The sequence below is a fragment of the Duganella sp. LjRoot269 genome (genome assembly GCF_964254095.1).
Taxonomy (GTDB): domain Bacteria; phylum Pseudomonadota; class Gammaproteobacteria; order Burkholderiales; family Burkholderiaceae_D; genus Rugamonas; species Rugamonas hordei.
Genome location: NZ_CAXUSL020000002.1, coordinates 148,627 through 167,893 on the forward strand (window position 1 = coordinate 148,627; position 19,267 = coordinate 167,893).

Below are 19,267 nucleotides of genomic sequence, written 5' to 3' on the forward strand. Positions count from 1 at the left end.
GGGGAAGTCTCCGCACGAGAAGCTACCCACTGCACGTGGGCACATCGCCCGCGGTATGCTGCTGGCGTATGCTGAGACCGCCTTTAAACACGGCGTTCGAAATGCCTGTTTCGCGCGTCGCGCGCTTTTCAGGGCTGAGCACGAATGTGGTCCTGAGAAACACCTGGATCGACATCGCCAGGCTGATGTTGATCCGCGCGGAGCGTGACCTGGCTGCCCGGAATTGCCTCTAAGGGATATGGCGCCAAGTGCGGCGTGCGACCAGGTCGCGAAGTGCGCCGTTGCTGACACCGTATTCCTTGGCTTTTGCCGTCCAAGGAGGTGTCTGACCCTTGCTGATGTACTCGGCTGCCCATGCGCGAATAGTGACGACGTCTTCTTCCGACAGTTCGGCGCGGCCGTGGCTCTCGCCCTTGCGGGCCTTCTTGGGGAACGCCAGCCGCTTGCTGCCCTCTTCGTCCTGTTCACTCACAGGAAAGCGTCCTCCAATCCTCTTATGCTGAACCTTGTACCCCGACTCAGCGTCCAGCGTGTAGACCCTCGCATTAAGTTCGCTGTCCGCGAAGTAGACCTGTAAAGGCGCACCGCCGAAGAGCTGTGACCAGAGTGCGCTGAACCTGGTGTCGGCCGGCGTGTCCGCCTCCAGCGCGGCCTCGTGCTTCTGTTCTGTGGTCGTTGTCGGGGTCGTCATGCGTGCACCAGCTCATTGGCGTAGAACGTAGCGATTCCCTGGATAGCAGCGTACTCACTTTGATCGAGTTTAACGACGAGCTGCTCGGCCGCGGAAACGGCGTCCGCGACTGATAGACCACGCATACGGATGCCATGGAGAGCTCGGAATAGCGTCAGCGAGGACGAGCTGGAAAACAGGCAGCGGGTCCAGCTTTTGGCGTCCGCGAGTACAGCCTGGAGCTCGGATTCATAGCGCTGGGTGACCTTTCCCATATCGCCCATGGTCTCGGCCCGCATCGTGGCAGTCACCCGAATATAAGATGGCGCATGCCGCAGTTGCCCGAGGCGGGCCCAGGTCGCCTGGCCACAGCGAATGAATTGGACCGGCAGCCGCTGCAGCGAGCCATCGATGAAGTAGTCGACGAAGCCAAACCCGGCAATTTGAATATCGGATGCGTTACCGGGGCGCATAGTCACCTGCCTCTACTTCATCGTCAGCATCGCGTTCCTGATTATCGAGCGCCGGAGCCAGCGCCGGATATTGTGAAACCAGTCGATCTACGGCGAGACGTTGCTCGCTTGCGAACATTGGCATTGTGGCGCCGGCGCCGCCGGCGTGCTCCAGAAGTCGATCCAAACTACCGCGAACCCACCCATCCCGCAGCAGAGCGGCGCTGCTATCTGCGTGAATGGCGATATGCGCCATGTCAACCGCATCCGCGAGCAACTGCCGCGCGCCAATCTGGTGCTGCAGTTTCGCGCTGCTCATGTAGGCGGCAACGATGTCCGCAGTAATCGGGTGCGCCGCAGTCGGTCCGACATATTGGCTGAGTAGGCTCTCCATTCTCGCGTCATTCACGCTTACACCCTTCGCGTCCGCATGCAGAACGTACTGGGCGGCCGATGCGAATGCAGTGTCTTGCATCCCTATTAATGTTGTGGTGTCAAATCCCTGGTGTGCCATTGCGACCAGTTGAGTGCAAAGAAGATCGGGCGGCTGCAGTTGCAGCGCTTCGCCCGGGAATTTATCTAAAAGCGTACGTGGTTCAATCATGTGCGACCAGCTTTAAGCGAGCGAAAACCCCTCTGAAATTTGGTGAGAGCTTACTTTGTTTCTTGTGTGTTGTCACGTATTATAGCTACAATACGGCACAACAGAGCGTTTTGAAAAACCAACGCTTTGACCTCAATTATCTAATTATTATCAAATATGTCATCTTCGAGCCCCCGTCGATTTGCGTCCAAGGTTGAGCGTCCGGATCCTGTGCAGAAAGTGGTCGATGCCATGGGCGAGGCTGCTGTCAACGCACTGCTGTCTTCGAAACAGTTCGAGGTGGTGTACGCCGAGCCGTATCGTGGCTCGGAGGACGAGATGATCAATATCTCGAACATGTGCGATGGCCTGACCAACATGATCGTGTCGGCACCAATCAATGAGCGTTTGGCGCTGGCCCTCGGGGTGATCGACGGGTGCCTGATCGACAATTTGCCTTCCCAAGAGGTGCGCTCCCTGGTGCGCACCATCGCCAAAAAGGATGTCGGTTTGCTGGTGCACATGCCTCAGACGAAAGCGATCTTGGCGCGAGTGCTTCGTGCTGTGAATTTATCCGAGTTGCTGGCGCCGACCCGGATCCGGCAACTGGCCTTGGACGTCAAGCAGTATCAACAACAATTTGAAGGTGGCCAATGACCGTACGTCAAAAGATGCGAGTAGTCGGCAAGGGAATTTTGTGGGCAGTATTTCCTGTCCACGCGTTCCGCCAGATTGTCAGCACCAGGGACTCGCTGGTGCGCATTTACCAGATGGCGCGCCGCGGCAAAACCCGCGATGCGCAGGCCATCAACGAGCTCTCCGATATCGACCGCAAGCGCTACGAGCTGGAGGCTGAAGGTCGGGACCTCGTGTTGCAGTTGGAAGAGCACGATCGGTTCGTCTATATGGCCAATGCGCTGGGCTGGACGGAAGAGGCAATCGAGAAGGAAATGGGCGCGCTCGCCAAGAGCCACATGTTCCGATACTGCCTGTTGATTTTCACCGTTGTACTGTCGCTGGGCTTGACAGTGAAGTTCGGCCTGCGCCCATTCGTCTTTGGTAGCGCCGCATCGCTGTACCTGGTTGCCGCCTGCGTAAAAACTGCTTGCCTCTATACCCAACTGGAGGAGCGTGCGCTCTGGAGCCTCGGGCAAATTGTGAAGCGGCCTCGGCTGTGGATTTTGCGCCGCGCGCTGTGGGTATTGGGCTAGATATGCCGGTTATCCAGAACATGGCGCCGCCGGCCCAGGTCGCTGAAGCGCCTACACCTAAGGGAGGAGGGCTGAGCGTGGCGCTGCCCGAACGTATTCCGAGTGAGTGCGTGGATGCAAGCGCGCGTGACTATCGCATCAGTCCATTTGTGTTGTTGGCGATTTTGAAGGTTGAGAGCAATGGGCGGACCGGGCTCACCAATCAGAACGCAAACGGCACTGAGGATCTTGGTCCCTCGCAGTTTAACTCGGGCAGCTGGGCGAAGGTGCTGATAGTCAAGTACAAGATTCCGAAAGAGGCGCTGCTGAACGACATGTGCCAGTCGGTAAGGGCGCTCGCGTTTGCCGTACGTACTGAGGTCGACGGTGCTGGCGGCGATCTGTGGGCGGGGATCGGCAATTACCATTCCCGCACGCCCGTGCATCACCAAAAATATATTGGCTTGGTATACGGAGCGTACCGGCAGATGATTGTGAGAGGGAAGTTCTGATGGCAAAGCAGATCCAAAATGGCGGTGATGATATCGGAGGCCTTGTCGTAATACCGCTGCTCGTACTGGGCCTATTCGCGATCCTCTGGTTCAATTTTGGCCCGGCTCTGTATTACGGCTCTGCAAAGATGGCGTACTGGATGCTCTGGCCGCTCGATGTGGTTGGTCTTGTGCACGACTATCGCCAACAGATAGCGATGGATGTGGTGCAGACACCGTCCGTCGGAAAGTTTGCAGAGTGGACGAACAACGCTTGGCGCCTGCCGGCACTGGTCATAGCGGCGATCGCGTTCAACATGGCGAGGAAGGCCTGGATGCATCCGATTGGCAAGGAAACAGGTGGCTTGCGCGGCAGGCTTTCTGTCGATGCGCTGATGCGGTACCAGGCGCAGATCCATTCCCCCATTGCGCCGATCGTGCCTATCGCCAAGGACATGCACAAGAATGAAGACCCTCGGTTCCATGAGGCCTGGCATCCACACGAAGTGGTCGAGAAATTCGGCCTGGCGAAGAAGGACGGTGATTTAGACAGGGAGAAGGCCGAACTGTACCTGGTCTCGCAATTGGGCACACGCGTCTTCCGTCCCGGCATCGACAAATCTGACACCATTTTTGCGGACCGCCTCAATGACTGGGAGAAGGCGATCTTTGCGCTTCTGGCGCCGCCCGCCATCAATGGGAAGGCTGGTTTGAAGGAATACCACGAATTGCTGGACAAGCTCAACTACTCCGCGGTGAATGCGACACAGACCCCCGATCTGCGCTTGGCCAATGAGAGCTATCAGAAGTACCGCGACCACCCGAAGCTGAACAACCTTTGGCGCTCGCATCATTTCTCGGTCACATACCTAATGCAGATTTACAAGCTTTGCAAACGTGCCGGCAAGGTAACGACTGCCGACTTCCTTGGATGGTTGCGCCCTAATGCCAACGGACTATACGCGGCGCTCAACAGTGTTGGGCGTCAACGTACTGCCTTCGCCGAGTGCTCTGGCGCCCACGAGCATTGGGAGCATGAGCAAAAATGCCAGCGCGTCGGGCGCATGCCTATCCTGCCAGTGGTCGTATCCGCGCTCCAAAGCCTGGATGATGAGTACACGTTCTGGCGCCACGCAAATGCGGGGGAAACGCAAGAGACCTTGTGGGGAAAGATGACGCAGGACCAGGCGCGGCTCGATAGTGACCTCTTCCGTCAGCACGTGGTGGACATGCTCGCGCCGCACATGCCGGCGACAACCAAGCCAGGCGACGACACAGAATTCGACGAGGCAGAGATGGTCGCGCGTCGTGAGTACCAAGACAAACAATTGTCCAACATTATGTCCGGCATGAAGTCGGCCTTCAACAATGACGAGGAGCAGGAATCGTGAGCGCTGAACAGAACCAGATCGGTGGACCGAAATTTGACCGTGTAAAACCTGATGGCCGGAGCAAGTATGAGCCAAACATCACCCTGAAAGATGGCATGGTGTCTGTTGCGGTACGTCAGGTCGAGCGCAAATGGTTACCCATTGCGTTGTTCGGCCGCGTGGTCCTGTCTCGGATGGTTCGCATTGCCGGACCCGAGATAGGTGCTGCCAGCCTGGTCAATCATGAGATCTTGGGCTTGGTTGTACGCCACGAGCAGCCGGCCAGCGAAGCGCATGAGGTCCTGGGTCCAGAATGGCCTGTGGACTTCCGTCAGAAGGTTTTCGACCAGATTACCCGGGAACTTCATCGCTCGGACGCTCGTTTTTCCGTTAGCATTCGCGGCACCGGCGCCATTGCGGTGGCCGCTCTCGCGCTATACCTGATCATCGCGTCCCTGGCTGGACCGAAAGCGGTCGCTCAGCCCGCTGTGCCGCAGCTGGGCGCGCCGCCTGCGTTGTCGGCCACCGAGGTGGACGCAATGTCCTCGGCCGGTTTTGCGCAGAAGGCGGCTGAATCGAGCGCGCCGCTGGCGCCGTTGGCCGCCGCCGGCAACGCGAAAGCGTTCGTTCTGCGCCCTGCGCCTGCGGGTGGGAAGATAATCACGGTCTGGTCGGATCCGTTGTGCCCACACTGCCGCGACTTCGAACAGAAAGTCATCGCAAAGCTGCCGGCGTCGATCGGGGTCACGGTCATCCCAGTGGCCTTCAAGCATGGCGCTCGTCCGGTAGTGTCAAGTCTGCTGTGCACTGTCGCTCCGGCGGCGAAAGCGAAGCGTTGGGCGGACCTGATGGCGGAGCAGCCGAGCGTCGATCTGAGCGAACAGTGCCCGGCCGGGCCGGAAGGAGCTGACCTCAATTCGGGCTTGTTCGCGCGCGCCGGCCTGCAGGCGACGCCGACGATCATGAAGCCCGATGGCTCCATATACACCGGTGACAAGGACTCGGTGGAGCAGCTGGTCAAATGGGTGGGGCAGCCATGATGCGCGATCGCCTGACTGGTCTCTGGGCTATGTTGGCAGGGCGTGCCGCGCGCGCCGCCCGGCCTCATTTCTTGCCGCTGCACATCGCGCCGGATGGCGCTGAACTTGCCCGTGAACTCCGGGCCGAGTACGAGAAGGCTGTGATCGAAGGGTACCTCTCCGCGCGTCAGCTGATGATCAAGGGCCCGAAGGTGGGGAACAACAAAACGAGTTTGAAGAAGGGAGCCGTTTGCCAGAACGTCCGGGAAGTCGGGCTCCGATTCGACGAGAGCGCTAAGACGCTGGACCCGGATGGTCTGGCATCGGAAATGGTGAAGCTCTTCTGTGTGGGCGTGCCGCACATGGATGATCTGGACAATCGGCGGCGCGTGGTGACTGTGTGGTCGGCCTTGCTGGCACCTTCGGTGGTGCAGCGGCACGCTGCAGGACAGGCGATCGCACAAGACAAACTCGTGGACATCGCCTGTCAGTGGCTCGAAGAGGGCACTACGTCGGACGCCCAGCGCTGCGCAAGCAATCCGGACACGAATTTTATCGCCGCCCATCCTGGGCGCATCTACGACCTGATGGCGGACACCGCTGCCAAGCACGACATTGAGCTCACCAAGCTGCTGGCCAGCGTCGTGAAGCCCGTTGTGCTGGCGGTCGGACAGTACGCCGGCGCCCTGCAGGCCGCAGAAGGGCGCGTTGTAGAGGAGCTGGACGAACTGCTTAAGCAGGCGGAGGCGAAGTGAAGCACGGCCGCTACACAACCATCGAAGGTAACCAGGAGGTTTCGCAGCGCCGGGTTATCGTCGACGTGCGCACGACTGGACAACGGTTCAAGGACTGGGTGCTGTTCCCCCGCAATTTTGCGAAGGCGATGTGCGTTCTTGGCGTCGCCTGCCTGGTCGTGCCGATATTGCTGCCATTCCTGTTATTTGCATTGATGGCATTCGCTGACGAGTACGGTAACTCAGCACAGTACTTGCCAATGCGGTATCCGGCCTGGTGCAAGGAGCGCGATCCTGGGCTTCTGCACCCCGGCACCGACAAACCCGAACTCCCGACCGGCATCATGTACTTCGGGATCGTTGACGCGCGTGACCCATATGAGCGAGGCAAACAGGTCTTCCTATCCGCCGATGATCTCACACGGCACATGCTCGTGCTGGGCACGACTGGGTCCGGCAAGTCCGAATTCCTGAAAGGAATGACATTTAATGTTCTCTGCTGGGCGAGCGGCTTCTTTGTAGCTGACGCGAAGGCAGACAATAAACTTCCGACCGATATGTACTCGCAGGTCAGGATGTTCGGGCGCGACTATGACTTCCTGGTCGTGAACTACCTGTTGGGTGGCCTGTCACCTACCCAGATCGCGAACATGCGCGAACGCCTCTCAAACGGCCTGCAGCCAGCGACGACGGCGGATGCCGACACGATCGTGCAGATGACGTCAAATATCCTGGTGAAGGCATCTGGCGACTCCAAGACCTGGCAGGACCGTGGCCTGAATATGTTCCGCGGTATCTGCCGTGCGGTCACCCATAAGCGTGATAAAGGCGAACTGACCCTGTCGATCGAAGTTCTGCGCGAGTACCTCTCGCTCGACAAGATTGGCGAGCTGTATATCGAGGGGTACAAGCAAGCTGATGGTGGACCGTGGCCGACGCCGTACCTGGGAGTGAAGTCCTATCTCGAAGTTGGTCTGCCAGGATTCCAAATCACGAACTTGCTGCGCAAGCACGGCTGCCTCAAGGATGAGGATGAGGAAGAGGCGGCCGGTGCGGCCGCGACCATGGCCGGCGCGTTTGGCCGGGCGCCAGCGCAGCAGAAGAAGCCGCCGACGAACCAGACCAACGAGACCTACAACCAGCACGGCTATCGTGCCGACCAGGTATTCCCTGCGCTGTCACTGCTGATCGACACGTATGGGCACATCTTCAAGCGCAAGCATGCTGAAGTGGACATGCAGGATGTTGTGGTCAATAACCGGATCTGTGTCTCCCTCATCCCGTCCCTGGAGAAGGGTTCCCAGGAACAGGAAAGTTTGGGTAAGCTGAACCTCGCCCTGCTGCGGGTGATGATGGCCCGGGCACTGGGCTCTTCGATCGAAGGCGACGTGCATGAGAACGTCGACGCGAAGATCACCGCGTCGGCGACACCGTTTGCGCTGTTCCTGGACGAATTCGCGTACCAATTTGCAGAGGGTATCGCGTTAACCGCCGCTCAGGCTCGCTCTCTGAATTTTTTCCTCTGTGCCTTGGCCCAGGACTTGGAGAAGCTGACCGAGGGCGACCGGGCCGCTGAAGCTGGCGCCATGATGGCAAACCAGGCGACAAAGTTCTTCATGAAAATTGTTGGTTCCGACAAGACGCACGACCTGGCTCAGAAAACGTTGGGCGAGGCCGAGGTGGCAGTGTTGGCGGGGTTTGAGCTGGAGGCTGATTCGCTCAGTGGCAACGTCAAGCGCGATACCATGTATAAACTGGATAAACGCCCTCGAATTGGCCGCAAGGTGCTCGAGGAGTTTGCCTCTGGCTTTGCCGCGTTCGCGTACCGGGAGCGTGCTCACGTTATGCGAACGTTCTATCCCTCGCCAGAGGTGCCGCGCGTGCGCTATCCCCGTATTAACCGCTTCCTGCAGATCCATGACCTGGGCGAGACCACGATGCTCACCAGTACGGTGGAGATGCAGCCGAACCAGGATAAATGGGTGATCCAGAAGATCCGCGGCCTAATCGAATCGGGCCGCCCGCCGACGTACGCCGAGCTGGTGACCAGCGACGTTATCCAGAGCATTTCTCGTGCGGCCCAAGACATGAACCCCCATACGCCAGCAATCGAGCGCGGCATTGTGCTCTTTGAAGCCGGCGTGCTGGCGCTACACCATGCCAGGACTGGCGAGACGCTTCTCGGCGGCGGTGGTTCCCGAGGAGCGAGGGTGGCGGCGCAGAGTGTGCCTCAGACGCCTGTGGTGGCTCCCGTTGAGAATGTGCCGCAGGAGCCGGCGGCCGAAATCCAAGCGGCTTCCGCTGGCGAGATTGGTGCACCAGCCGCCGATACAGTAGCTGTATCGGCGGGCTCGGCGTTTGGGGATGATGGAGATCTGGAATTCGGTCTTGGTGAACCCCAGGACGATGCCTTGCTTGCTGAGGCGGAGCAGACCGACCCGCTCCTGACGGGCTTTGACCCGCTCAACGAGATCATGCGCATTGCGCCGCCAATTGCCCGCAAACCCAAACAACAGGTGTTCGGGAGCGAGCCGGCGACGGATGCTGCAGCTGAAACCGAGGCGATTCCTGCGATCGAAAGCCAGGTCGTGTCGGATGACGCCCAGTTCGACCCCCTGGTGGAGATTTCGGGATCGTCTTGGGACGACGATGTCGCATTGGTCACGGATGAACCTGGTCCTGATTCGCCCGAAGAAGCCTCCGGTGCAACCACGGCTGGTGTTTCTGCGGTTGATCAAACTACACTTCCAGCACAGGCCCAGTCTGAAGCGAGAGCCGGCCTGCAAGCGTTGTCTCGAACCACTGTTGATTCGGCGCTGATCGAACGCATGGGCCCAGAAGTGATTGGGCTGCGTGAGGCGGCGAAGGATGAGCTGGTTAACCTGGAAGTGACGCTGGGCGCGACACCCGAGCAAGCATCGGACGCGGCCGCGAACACGGAAAAGGCTGTCGCCAAAGGGCTGTCTTTGTTGGACAACAACAAGACGAATACCTCGGCAACGGACTTCGAGATCCTTTTTTCAGAATTGACGAATTTGGTCGATAATACGTAACGAAGGAATTAACATGAATGCAACTATGCAGAAGCCCGTTCGCACCACGCTGTTCGACATGAAGCAGCTGCAGGGGCAAGATTTGCTGGGTAAGGAGGGGCTGCAGAACCTGATTGCTGCCATTCGCCGTATGATTGGTTGGCTTTTGTCACCGTTTCGGACCGTGGCTAGGGTATTATTCGGTCTCGGCGCGCCCGCAGTGGCCCAGTCAGGTGACGTTCTGACTACCGGGGACGTAACGGCCTTCCCCGGGGCTCCTAAGGCTCCTGAGTGGCTGGAGGATGGTGGCATGGCTGACCACCTGCTGGCGGACAGCGCTCCCGAGTTGGCAGGGCTGGACGACGGCGGGGTCGCCGATCAGATGCTGGCGCGTGGCGCCGGTTCGATTGAGATCGAGCTGCAAGGCCCTCCCGAGGAAATCGATGTGTTGTTGCCGATGTTGCAAAAGCACGTCGAGCAGTTGTTGAAATCGCATCTGCCGTCCGACGCTGAGGCGGCCAAAGTCGAGGGCCGCGTGGTGGCGTTGGCTGAAACCGCTGAATTTGTACGTTATGCGCATCATATTGTTTCGCGCCAGGTAGCCAGCATGGTACAGGGCATGGCTGAAAACAAACTGTATGACGGCATGAGCGCCCAGACGATCCTGGAACTGGTGCGGGCTGGTGCCGAGGGCGGCGGTAAGCCGAACGCCGATGGATCGCCCGAGGAGCGGTTGCTGGCTCGCCTGGCGCTCCAGGAAAAACTCGCATCGGACTATACGCATCAGCTGCAGCAACTCGCGGTGATGCTGGTTCGGCCAGCCTCGGCGGCACTGGAAGGTGAGGAGCCGCAGGAAGTGGCCGTTGTTGGTGAACTGGAAGCCGTTGCCCTGCGCGCCGGCGACCAGGCCCGCGCGAAGCTGCTCTTGCGGGGCACTCCGATGCAGACCTCTCTGGATGAGCTGCCGAAAGCGCTGGTACAGGCGATCGCGGCGGCGAAAGCGGGGGCGGCCGCGCCAGCTGCTGTGGATGACGTCGCAGAAAGCGCTAAGGTGTCCGTAGCAGAACCCGCAGGTACCGAACCCGCGCCGTCGACTGTTGCAGTTGCCGCAGCATCACCGGCTCCAGCACGGCAGACTGCGCCAGCTGCGCGGAAGCCGGCTGGTATGTTCGGCGCCGCTCAGGTTGAGCGGTCGGTTGCTGAAATGGACGAGGCAAACGTAATTGATGACGACCTGCCGGATATGGAAGGCATGGTAGTTGGTTAAGTATCCTGCCGCCCCACAAAACTGGGGTGGCGTGACCTTTTGATTTGGGAATTCGGATGACACTAGAAGGTGAAATCAGCGAAGGTGGTGTGAGCGGCGCGGTTGGCCATGCCAAGGCGTTCGCTGTCCGGCCGATGACGAGCAACGACATTACGGCTTGGCAGATGAAGGAGGGCATGATGCATTGGGACATCATGTTCGCGCTCGCGTTTACTTCCTACCGCATGTTCTTGAAATATATGAACGTGCATAACAGCGAGCCGATCGACCAGGTGCGTGAAATGCTGATCCGGCTGTACCTGATCGAGCCTTCGCACACCTGGCACTTTGTCCCTCCGGACATCATTACCATGATCGACTTTCTGTTCAATATCCACGATGGCGACACCGATGCCGGAGCGGAGCGTCGCAAGAAGTGCGGTGCCTTGTTCGCTACGCTGATGGGCAAAGCCCGCGGCTCTGGATATCGTTGGCTGCGCCGAACGGGCGAGGAAGACAACTCCGTGGGGTTGCCTCTGCGCAAGTTATCGAGCAAACTGTTCTCCATGAACCCCGAGCATGCACGCGATAATTTCTGGCGCGCCGCCTTTGCGATGGGACATGCGCGTGGCTTCAACCTGGAGCCGATTATGGATGTTTTGAAGGCGAATGGAGTGAAAGTTGACTAAGTCGCTGTGCTTGACCGTTCCGGTCGTTGCTGCAAACGATGCAACCGTGCTGACGCCGGCGCCGATGTTGCTCCAGCTCGTTGGTACCCACCCTGACATGCTCTACGGTCTGCACGGTAGCACTGCGTCCAAGCAGCCTGTATTGTCGGCGGCGTTCGCGCAAGCCGACAGGAAGGGGCTGCTGTCCGATCACAAGGAAACCTTTTATCTGATCGATATGACTTTTCGAGGCCCGGACGACGGCGGCGCAGATGATCCTGTGCTGTATGGGCATCTGCCAGCTGACATGCTGGACAAGGCGCCGTTTATCATGCCGCGCCGCATGTCGGTGGACGCCGCGACAGAACTCGGTGAGCTCTGGTTTAACAGCGCGAAGAAAGAATTCGGGCTGCGCAAGGTCACGAAAGAGGACGTCAATTGGGTCCAGCCCTCGTCGTTCATGATGGCGTTCCCGACCATTGTGGAAACGGTGTTCAAGAAATTGCCCAAGCTTCGTTGCATGCTGATGCCAATGCAAACGCAGCTGCTGCCGGAAGGGAAAAATGTCTGCTGGGTAGGGGTATCTCCGGCCAGCAAGACGAAAACGAACAAGGTCGAGGCTGAGGTCCGCTACAAGGCGCACATCAAGGTCAACCTCAAACTGGAATAGCCATTGGGAAAAATCTATGATTAGCGAACAAGGTAGTGCGATCTGCTCCCAGCCGGCCTGTTGGTCGCGTGTCGGCCATGGTGAACCGCCGAAGAAATTCGAGCTGCAAGCGATCGTTGCGATCAAAGATTCTGCGCTGTACGGGTACGAGTACCTGTATCGCGGGATGGTCCGGCCGACCACCAGCGCAGGATGGACGCTGGTCGATCATGCCCTGGTGTCTTACCTCGGAGAGGAGGTGACAGCTGGGCTGGAGTGCGCGCGCTTCGTCAATCTGTCGCACGAGTCCCTGCTGGCAATTCCGGATCGGGATCTGATCGCCGCAGCGGCGCGCAATGATATGCGCTACGAGGTCAGCGAAGCGATCGCTGACGACCGCATGTTTGCGCTCGTATGCGAGAAAGTGAATCGCCTCAGTGCGATGGGGCTCGATTTTGTCGTCGATGATTTCGGTGCCGGCCTCGACGGTAACCGGCGGCTGTATTCATTGGATCGTGTTTCGGCTGTTAAGGTCGACCGCGAGCTGTTGATCGCGGCATCGCAGCGGAGCGCGGCCGCAGGCATGCTCAAGGCTTCTGTGCGTCACTGGAACGAAACCGGGATCACGACCATTGCCGAGGGCGTTGAGTCCCCGGCGCTGCTTAAGTTTTCGGAAGAAATGGGCTTCCAACTGGCCCAGGGCTACCACCTGGATAAGCTGGCACTGGGCGAGACCCTTTATTTTTAACTGTAGTTGTTCCGTTCTATAGCGTCATAACGTAACCTTGCAACCGCGTCCGGCCAGCGATGGTAAAACTGCGCTACCAATTCAATTAAGGAAGTTCATGGCCATTGTGCTTAATGTTGATTCTGCTGATCCAGGACGCCTTGCGGCAAACTCCGCGCCGCGGCTGGCCGCCTTGCTGATGGATGCGTTCCAACGCGGCCAGCCGGTGCAGGTGACAGCGCATGCCGCGAACGCCGGGATGGAGATCGCGTCCGTGTTTTCTCCCGCAGACCCGCTTTCGCAGTGGGTCGAGCTGGCGCATGTCCGTGAACCAGTGCAGGAGTTACTGACGGCACCCGTGCTGGATGTGGGCACGCCCGACGCTGCACCAGCGCCAAGTGGCGCGGCAATGTCGCCGATCGCGGCTATCTATCGGCGGTTGCTCGGTGAGGCGGGGTCGAACGACCGATTGCGCTCCCCCGACGAGTTGGTCGAGGCGGCCAATCCGGCTCCAGCTGGTGTGACAGCGGCGGCCGCGCGCCAGAACGTCGGTGCGCATGTTGACCGCGAGACGGAGTTGGTCCGGATTGCTGCTCTGGTAGTGTCAGCGGGCTTTGGAGTGCCAGCTGCGGGCCGTGGTGACGGTGGCGAATTCGAAGGCAGCGTGCTGCGCAATGTCGGGCTGGCGGCCGATGTCGTGGCGCCAGGTAAGCCTCTTGGGGGCCTGTCCGTTGTCGAGCTGCAGGCGATTGTCACCGCTACGATGCACAGTTCGACTGGCGCATTCTTAAGCCAGTTCGGCAGTACCCCGCGTGGCGGCACGTTTCCGCGCCTGGTCATGGATACCCTGAAGGCCGTTCCTGACGCAGGGAAGGTGGCGGCCCAGTTCAACGAACAGGGAGCGTTCAACCAGGCGAAGTTTCTGGAAGCGGCGTCCGGCATGGGAATGCATCCAAGCCAGGTGCTCGCGGCGACGCCCGTTGGACTGAAGATGGCCCTGATCGGTGTGGCCGCCCAGAAGGCCAGTGTCATTGTTCAGCAAGTGCGCCGCGGCATCCGCGATCACCAGGTCGAAGGCCGGCTGAGCCCAATCCGTGGCGAAGGCGAGCGCGGGCAGCCGCAGCGCCACGCGTTGGCCGTTAACGAAACGACGCAGTACGAAGATGTGCCGAAACCAGCTGGAGCATAAAAATGACGATCGCGGACAAGGAACAAGACATTAGCTCGTTGCGTGAGCTGCTCGACGACCAGCTGCGCTTGGATGCCCAGGACGTTGTCAGGGACATGCAGTTGCCGGTCGTCATGCGTGTGCGCGCTGACGTGAATGAACCAGGATCGTATCGGCTGTTGGCCATGCGTACGGCGCGCATGAGCAGCGCCAAATCTCTCGTTCAGCAGCGCATGATGGGTGTAATCGAGCACACGCTTCCGCTCGAGCTGGAACAGCAGCGGACGGCGCTGGCTGTGGATGTTCGCCGGGCCCTGGAAGCTTGCCTGCGCGTTCTGGAATCGACGGACGCCAAGCCGTCGACCGAGCTGGTGGCCGAGACCGCAGAGGCCATGAGCCATAACATCGGCAACATGTCCACGCTGCTCGCGGCCCGGTTCCCGAAGTTCGCGGAGAGCCTGGCCAAGGCTTCGCTCGACGCCAGTGAGATCGCGAAGAACGTGGACACGATTGCCAAGGAGATGCTGCACGCGTACGAGGAAATCCGCGCGCAGATGGCGCAGACCGGGCCGCGCACCGGCGCTACTGCGGACCGCGAAATGGCACCTCAGGCGCCGGCCGCGCGTTCTTAAGCACCCGATTTCACCAATACGACAGAAAGAACCACGCTATGATCAACGATCGCCGACAGAGCAAGACTTGGATCCCAATCCTGCTGTGCATGGCAGCCGGGCTGCTGCCGGAGCTGGCGAGGGCCGATGTACTTGCTGATGCCGCCGCACTGCTTGGCAGTATCAACAAGGATACCGACGAATCCTTCGGGATGTTACGTGCGGTCCTGGGGGACTTCGTGCTCGATCCGTTCCGCCGTGACGAAAGCGCAACGGGCTCCTTGCTGGCGGCGATGTTCAAGGACTTTAATCTGTTCATCTTTTCCGTGTCGTCCCTGTGGACCGCGTGGAATATGATGGCCGGCCTGGGCCAGACCATGCACGAAGGAGTGGTGTTGGGTAAGCGTATGTCCACCGTGTGGGTGCCCATCCGTATTTCGTTCGGGACCGTCAGTCTGATGCCGATCTTCGGCGGCTGGGCACTGTGCCAAGCGTTCATGGTGATGGCCTGCCTGCTGGGCATCGCCGGCGCCAATCGCGTCTCGACCACAGCGATCACCAGCAGTGCCCAGTTCCAGACCTTGGTAAATCCCATGGGGGGGATCAAGCAAGCCGCCCAGATCCGCAACGTCGAGCTGTACATGGTCAAGGCGGTGGCCTGTCAGCGCGCGTCGCGTGATATGGCCACCGCCATGCAGGACGCTGGCATCGCCACGCCTACGGACTTCCCGATCACCCTCAATGCCAGTGCTGAAGGCAATACCGCCATCCAGATGAAGTTCGGCGGGCGTCGTACCAGTGGTGACTTCGGCGACGCAGCGTGCGGCGAGATCAAGATGAAGTTCTCGCCGCGGTCCGACAACGGGATCGCCGCGACGTTCGGGTTCCGGATCGCTGGCATCAATTACGCAGGCATTCGCTCGAAAGTGATGCAGGCACACGCTGACACCATGAACCAGGTCTATCAACAAGCGCAGAAAATTGTCGCGGGCATCTCGCCGAGCAGTACCGACCAGCAAATGAAAGACAGCGTGTCCGCGATCAATGCAGGCTACTTCGGTCTGTACACGAACACGTTCCAGAGCAAGCTGCAGCAGCTGGCGCAGGACATGAAGGCAAACGATAACTCCGGCGCGATCACCGACCAGCTGCTCGCGAAGATGCAGGAGGGAGGCTGGGCCACCTTGGGCGTCTGGTACGCTGTCTTCGCAGAGACCAACGAGACCATGAACGAAATGCTCGACGGCGTGGTGACGCTGGCGCCGATGGCCGACCAGTATAGCGATGACCTGTCGTCCACCACCTACGATGTAATGACCGGCCTCGAGGCCGCCATTGGCGCCGCCTCAGCCACCAGGCAGGACACTTCTTCGTCCGGCGGCCTAACCTCGGCGACCGGGAATACTTCGCTCGGCCAGTGGATTCTGGGCGGCCTGATCAACTACACCGCCGGCGCCAGTTCGACAGGCTACAGCAACACGATCAACCCGATCATCGCGTTCAAGAACCTGGGCGACAACGGGCTGGCCGCTGCGCAGTCGCTGTATGTTGCGTACAAATTGTCGCAGACGAAGATTGGCAAAGCTGTGACGTCGGCCGTTAGCTCTGGCGCGCTGTCGATGGTTCCTGGTGTCGGCGGCATCGCTTCGACGTTGGCGTCGATCGCGGAGGACGCGGCCGAGATGCTTTTGCCGGTGGTATTCCTGCTGTTTGTGACCGCCGCGATGATGGCGTTCTACATTCCCTTTGTCCCATTCATTCAGTGGTTTGCCGCAATGATTCAGTGGTTCGCGTCAGTGCTGGAATCGCTGCTTGGTGCCTCGCTGTGGGCGATGGCCCACTTTGATACCGATGGAGAGGGCATGGGCCAGCGCACCAGCTACGGCTACACCTACGCGCTGAACAACTTCGCGCGGCCGATCATCATGACGTTCGCGTTCTTCATCGCATCAGCGACCGTGACCGTCATGGGCACGTATCTGTTCCGGTACTTCGGTACCGCGGTTGCCAGCGCGCAGGGCAACAGCCTTACGGGCCTGATGTCGATCGTGGCCTACCTGGTGCTGTTCTGCGTGATGGGCCTGACGCTGATCAACACGTCGTTCGCGAGCATGCTGAGCCTCGGTGACCGTCTGATCGGTTGGATTGGTTCGAATGGACACCAGTCGGCGCTGGGACATGATGTCGAGCAGCGGGTGTCTGGCGTGTTCATTAATGCCGCTCGCGGTGGTACTGGTGCGGTGCAGGGGATGCTGGCAGGAAAAGGCGGTGCCGGGAATGGAGCTGGTAAGAGCCCAAGTGGGGGCTTGGCTGACAGCGTCGCGAAGCAAACTCACCGGGACTAAGCGGGACTAAGAAAAAGGGGCCTGAGGCCCCTTTTTAACTCTCTGCAGCGCCAAGTTTCACTTCATCTGTTGGATTTGTGCGTCGGTGGGCGCGAAGTCGTTGAAGTCCCCATTCTGAGGACGATCGGCTCGGTTGAAGTTAATCAATGTCATTGTGCCAATCTTGCTGCGAAGTTCAGAAGAGCGCACGAGAGGATGACTGGCGTTGAGCTTTTCCAGCTCACGGAGTGCCACAGTCTTAATACCGATATGACGGCCCAACTGGTCTTCGCTGACGCGACGCTGGAATTGCTCCGGCATCACACCGGTCTGTTTCGCAACGACCAGAGCCTTCGCGTACCCTGCACGGAATTCCTGTTCGGCCAATTGCTGGGCCCGGTCTGCGACCCGTTTCTCGCGAATAGTGCCAGCCAGGCGGACCGTGTCGTCGATCAGCCCACTCATGGCGGCTACCTTTTGCATTTCCCAGCTGCTGTTCATACCGAACCTCCAATAATTGCAAATTGATATTCCCTTTGGGAAATACCCACTAGACCATTTAAACAAATTGGACGGGTCTGTGTCAATTAATAGCGTTGCAGCCGCGTACAAGCGGCCCTCAGGCTCGTTCGGGAGCGCGGCGCTATACCTGGCGCCAGAACGAGCGGAACTGCTCGCCGGCGTGCTTCGAGAAATGGGCATGATCTCGGTACTTGGTATCGCCGCCCACGCCGGGAATAAGTTCGGCCAGGACAAATTCCGACGTCATTCCCAAAATGCTAGGATCGCCATCGCCCAGAGCGGTCTTGCGAACATAGAATAGCTTTCGCGCTTCATCGGGGGCATCGCCTGCATCGTAGAAATCCTCTTCGCCGCTAGAGGAGAAGAGCAATCCTCCCTCGTATGCGACGTGCACGACATTCTCTTCGTCGATGTCGGTCTCGACCATGTAGACGCCCAAATGCGTGAATGGCTCGACGAATTGGAGGCCTATAAGTTCTGTTCCTGGCTCGGCGCGCGCCAGCGCGACCGCTTCGTCGAAGGTCAGGAAGGTGATTTCCGGATCCGGCATGTTTTACTCCAAATTTTGTTGAGGGGCCGAGGTGGGTCAGCGCTGATCGTTTTCCAGCTTGGGCGGCCAGCCAGCGTAATCGAAGGACCGCGACGACGCAAGTCTTCGACCCGGTGCCGCGGCGCGCTGGCGGCGCGCGCACGGCGCCGGCCGGGCGCCGAGCTGGCGGAGCAGGTGGGCCAGCAGCTGGTGATGGCCGTGGCCAGCGCCGCGCCGCGCGCGCCGGCGGCGATCGGGATCCGGCGGTGATCAGGTGTTGGCGCGTGCCCGGCGCCGTCGGCGGCCGGCCAGCAGCAGGATCGTGCCTAGGCGTGGTGCTGGCCAGCGTCGGTACCGCGGCGCGCCGGCGGCGCGTGCGCGGCGGCCGCCATCGACCTGGTGCTGCAGCTGAAGGAGGCGCCGGCCGGGCGCCGAGCTGGCGGAGCAGGTGGGCCAGCAGCTGGTGATGGTCGTGGCCAGCGCCGCGCTGCGCGCGCCGGCGACGATCGGGATCCGGCGGTGATCAGGTGTTGGCGCGTGCCCGGCGCCGTCGGCGGCCGGCCAGCAGCAGGATCGTGCCTGGGCGTGGTGCTGGCCAGCGTCGGTACCGCGGCGCGCCGGCGGCGCGTGCGCGGCGGCCGCCATCGACCTGGTGCTGCAGCTGAAGGAGGCGCCGGCCGGGCGCCGAGCTGGCGGAGCAGGTGGGCCAGCAGCTGGTGATGGTCGTGGCCAGCGCCGCGCTGCGCGCGCCGGCGACGATCGGGATCCGGCGGTGATCAGGTGTTGGCGCGTGCCCGGCGCCGTCGGCGGCCGGCCAGCAGCAGGATCGTGCCTGGGCGTGGTGCTGGCCAGCGTCGGTACCGCGGCGCGCCGGCGGCGCGTGCGCGGCGGCCGCCATCGACCTGGTGCTGCAGCTGAAGGAGGCGCCGGCCGGGCGCCGAGCTGGCGGAGCAGGTGGGCCAGCAGCTGGTGATGGTCGTGGCCAGCGCCGCGCTGCGCGCGCCGGCGACGATCGGGATCCGGCGGTGATCAGGTGTTGGCGCGTGCCCGGCGCCGTCGGCGGCCGGCCAGCAGCAGGATCGTGCCTGGGCGTGGTGCTGGCCAGCGTCGGTACCGCGGCGCGCCGGCGGCGCGTGCGCGGCGGCCGCCATCGACCTGGTGCTGCAGCTGAAGGAGGCGCCGGCCGGGCGCCGAGCTGGCGGAGCAGGTGGGCCAGCAGCTGGTGATGGTCGTGGCCAGCGCCGCGCTGCGCGCGCCGGCGACGATCGGGATCCGGCGGTGA

Annotated in this window: 20 protein-coding genes; 14 read left to right on the forward strand and 6 right to left on the reverse strand. The window is 60.6% G+C overall.

What is annotated here, in order from left to right:
• Positions 1–229 precede the first annotated feature (229 nt).
• Genes ACSQ3S_RS33420 through ACSQ3S_RS33430 form a run of 3 tightly spaced genes read right to left on the reverse strand, consistent with a single transcriptional unit; the run spans position 230 to position 1,726 of the window.
• Positions 230–691 (reverse strand): hypothetical protein, encoded by a 462-nt coding sequence (locus tag ACSQ3S_RS33420; RefSeq protein ID WP_436145268.1) that lies wholly within the window; start codon positions 689–691, stop codon positions 230–232.
• Complete coding sequence (locus tag ACSQ3S_RS33425) at positions 688–1,143, reverse strand: hypothetical protein (RefSeq protein WP_436145269.1); 456 nt, start codon at positions 1,141–1,143, stop codon at positions 688–690. The genes ACSQ3S_RS33420 and ACSQ3S_RS33425 overlap by 4 nt, the downstream gene beginning before the upstream one ends.
• A complete protein-coding gene (locus ACSQ3S_RS33430; RefSeq protein ID WP_436145270.1) occupies positions 1,130–1,726 on the reverse strand; it encodes a hypothetical protein in 597 nt (198 codons plus the stop codon). The genes ACSQ3S_RS33425 and ACSQ3S_RS33430 overlap by 14 nt, the downstream gene beginning before the upstream one ends.
• Positions 1,727–1,936: 210 nt before the next feature.
• On the opposite strand from ACSQ3S_RS33430, the gene ACSQ3S_RS33435 reads away from it, so the two are divergent.
• The 14 genes from ACSQ3S_RS33435 to ACSQ3S_RS33500 all read left to right on the forward strand — a co-directional run bounded on the left by ACSQ3S_RS33435 (position 1,937) and on the right by ACSQ3S_RS33500 (position 16,955).
• Positions 1,937–2,362, forward strand: coding sequence for a hypothetical protein (locus tag ACSQ3S_RS33435; RefSeq protein WP_436145271.1), 426 nt, complete (start codon positions 1,937–1,939; stop codon positions 2,360–2,362).
• Entirely contained in the window at positions 2,359–2,916 is a 558-nt protein-coding gene (locus ACSQ3S_RS33440) for a hypothetical protein (protein ID WP_436145272.1), read from the forward strand. Before ACSQ3S_RS33435 ends, ACSQ3S_RS33440 begins: the two co-directional genes overlap by 4 nt.
• A gap of 77 nt (positions 2,917–2,993) precedes the next feature.
• The gene (locus ACSQ3S_RS33445; RefSeq protein WP_436145273.1) at positions 2,994–3,407 is read left to right on the forward strand and encodes a lytic transglycosylase domain-containing protein; all 414 of its coding nucleotides are present in this window, start codon (positions 2,994–2,996) and stop codon (positions 3,405–3,407) included.
• Complete coding sequence (locus ACSQ3S_RS33450) at positions 3,407–4,777, forward strand: secretion/conjugation apparatus DotM-related subunit (RefSeq protein ID WP_436145274.1); 1,371 nt, start codon at positions 3,407–3,409, stop codon at positions 4,775–4,777. Before ACSQ3S_RS33445 ends, ACSQ3S_RS33450 begins: the two co-directional genes overlap by 1 nt.
• On the forward strand, positions 4,774–5,796 hold the full coding sequence (locus ACSQ3S_RS33455; protein ID WP_436145275.1) for a hypothetical protein: 1,023 nt from the start codon (positions 4,774–4,776) through the stop codon (positions 5,794–5,796). The genes ACSQ3S_RS33450 and ACSQ3S_RS33455 overlap by 4 nt, the downstream gene beginning before the upstream one ends.
• Positions 5,793–6,530 carry a hypothetical protein gene (locus ACSQ3S_RS33460; protein WP_436145276.1) on the forward strand — a complete coding sequence of 246 codons (738 nt, stop codon included), beginning with the start codon at positions 5,793–5,795 and terminating at the stop codon, positions 6,528–6,530. The genes ACSQ3S_RS33455 and ACSQ3S_RS33460 overlap by 4 nt, the downstream gene beginning before the upstream one ends.
• Positions 6,527–9,562 carry a TraM recognition domain-containing protein gene (locus tag ACSQ3S_RS33465; RefSeq protein WP_436145277.1) on the forward strand — a complete coding sequence of 1,012 codons (3,036 nt, stop codon included), beginning with the start codon at positions 6,527–6,529 and terminating at the stop codon, positions 9,560–9,562. The genes ACSQ3S_RS33460 and ACSQ3S_RS33465 overlap by 4 nt, the downstream gene beginning before the upstream one ends.
• A 13-nt stretch (positions 9,563–9,575) precedes the next feature.
• Positions 9,576–10,808, forward strand: coding sequence for a hypothetical protein (locus ACSQ3S_RS33470; RefSeq protein ID WP_436145278.1), 1,233 nt, complete (start codon positions 9,576–9,578; stop codon positions 10,806–10,808).
• Between the two features lie 56 nt (positions 10,809–10,864).
• The gene (locus ACSQ3S_RS33475; RefSeq protein ID WP_436145279.1) at positions 10,865–11,476 is read left to right on the forward strand and encodes a hypothetical protein; all 612 of its coding nucleotides are present in this window, start codon (positions 10,865–10,867) and stop codon (positions 11,474–11,476) included.
• The gene (locus ACSQ3S_RS33480) at positions 11,469–12,125 is read left to right on the forward strand and encodes a hypothetical protein (RefSeq protein WP_436145280.1); all 657 of its coding nucleotides are present in this window, start codon (positions 11,469–11,471) and stop codon (positions 12,123–12,125) included. The genes ACSQ3S_RS33475 and ACSQ3S_RS33480 overlap by 8 nt, the downstream gene beginning before the upstream one ends.
• A gap of 16 nt (positions 12,126–12,141) precedes the next feature.
• Positions 12,142–12,852 (forward strand): EAL domain-containing protein, encoded by a 711-nt coding sequence (locus tag ACSQ3S_RS33485; RefSeq protein WP_436145281.1) that lies wholly within the window; start codon positions 12,142–12,144, stop codon positions 12,850–12,852.
• Positions 12,853–12,949: 97 nt separating this feature from the next.
• On the forward strand, positions 12,950–14,020 hold the full coding sequence (locus ACSQ3S_RS33490; RefSeq protein WP_436145282.1) for a hypothetical protein: 1,071 nt from the start codon (positions 12,950–12,952) through the stop codon (positions 14,018–14,020).
• 2 nt (positions 14,021–14,022) lie between these two features.
• Positions 14,023–14,631, forward strand: coding sequence for a hypothetical protein (locus ACSQ3S_RS33495; protein ID WP_436145283.1), 609 nt, complete (start codon positions 14,023–14,025; stop codon positions 14,629–14,631).
• Between the two features lie 38 nt (positions 14,632–14,669).
• A complete protein-coding gene (locus tag ACSQ3S_RS33500) occupies positions 14,670–16,955 on the forward strand; it encodes a DotA/TraY family protein (RefSeq protein WP_436145284.1) in 2,286 nt (761 codons plus the stop codon).
• A 57-nt stretch (positions 16,956–17,012) separates the two neighbouring features.
• Here the strand turns inward: ACSQ3S_RS33500 and ACSQ3S_RS33505 are convergent, their stop codons facing one another.
• From ACSQ3S_RS33505 to ACSQ3S_RS33515, 3 genes are all read right to left on the reverse strand, one after another.
• Positions 17,013–17,435 carry a hypothetical protein gene (locus tag ACSQ3S_RS33505; protein ID WP_436145285.1) on the reverse strand — a complete coding sequence of 141 codons (423 nt, stop codon included), beginning with the start codon at positions 17,433–17,435 and terminating at the stop codon, positions 17,013–17,015.
• Between the two features lie 142 nt (positions 17,436–17,577).
• Positions 17,578–18,006, reverse strand: a complete 429-nt coding sequence (locus ACSQ3S_RS33510) for a hypothetical protein (RefSeq protein ID WP_436145286.1) — start codon at positions 18,004–18,006, stop codon at positions 17,578–17,580.
• Between the two features lie 1,008 nt (positions 18,007–19,014).
• A partial coding sequence (locus ACSQ3S_RS33515; RefSeq protein ID WP_436145287.1) for a hypothetical protein occupies positions 19,015–19,267 on the reverse strand: 253 nt, incomplete at its 5' end.

Coding starts and splice junctions, on each gene's coding strand:
- ACSQ3S_RS33420 (WP_436145268.1), bottom strand. CDS start 691: ATGACGACCCCGACAACGACCACAGAACAGAAGCACGAGGCCGCGCTG.
- ACSQ3S_RS33425 (WP_436145269.1), bottom strand. CDS start 1,143: ATGCGCCCCGGTAACGCATCCGATATTCAAATTGCCGGGTTTGGCTTC.
- ACSQ3S_RS33430 (WP_436145270.1), bottom strand. CDS start 1,726: ATGATTGAACCACGTACGCTTTTAGATAAATTCCCGGGCGAAGCGCTG.
- ACSQ3S_RS33440 (WP_436145272.1), top strand. CDS start 2,359: ATGACCGTACGTCAAAAGATGCGAGTAGTCGGCAAGGGAATTTTGTGG.
- ACSQ3S_RS33450 (WP_436145274.1), top strand. CDS start 3,407: ATGGCAAAGCAGATCCAAAATGGCGGTGATGATATCGGAGGCCTTGTC.
- ACSQ3S_RS33460 (WP_436145276.1), top strand. CDS start 5,793: ATGATGCGCGATCGCCTGACTGGTCTCTGGGCTATGTTGGCAGGGCGT.
- ACSQ3S_RS33470 (WP_436145278.1), top strand. CDS start 9,576: ATGAATGCAACTATGCAGAAGCCCGTTCGCACCACGCTGTTCGACATG.
- ACSQ3S_RS33475 (WP_436145279.1), top strand. CDS start 10,865: ATGACACTAGAAGGTGAAATCAGCGAAGGTGGTGTGAGCGGCGCGGTT.
- ACSQ3S_RS33485 (WP_436145281.1), top strand. CDS start 12,142: ATGATTAGCGAACAAGGTAGTGCGATCTGCTCCCAGCCGGCCTGTTGG.
- ACSQ3S_RS33490 (WP_436145282.1), top strand. CDS start 12,950: ATGGCCATTGTGCTTAATGTTGATTCTGCTGATCCAGGACGCCTTGCG.
- ACSQ3S_RS33495 (WP_436145283.1), top strand. CDS start 14,023: ATGACGATCGCGGACAAGGAACAAGACATTAGCTCGTTGCGTGAGCTG.
- ACSQ3S_RS33500 (WP_436145284.1), top strand. CDS start 14,670: ATGATCAACGATCGCCGACAGAGCAAGACTTGGATCCCAATCCTGCTG.
- ACSQ3S_RS33505 (WP_436145285.1), bottom strand. CDS start 17,435: ATGAACAGCAGCTGGGAAATGCAAAAGGTAGCCGCCATGAGTGGGCTG.
- ACSQ3S_RS33510 (WP_436145286.1), bottom strand. CDS start 18,006: ATGCCGGATCCGGAAATCACCTTCCTGACCTTCGACGAAGCGGTCGCG.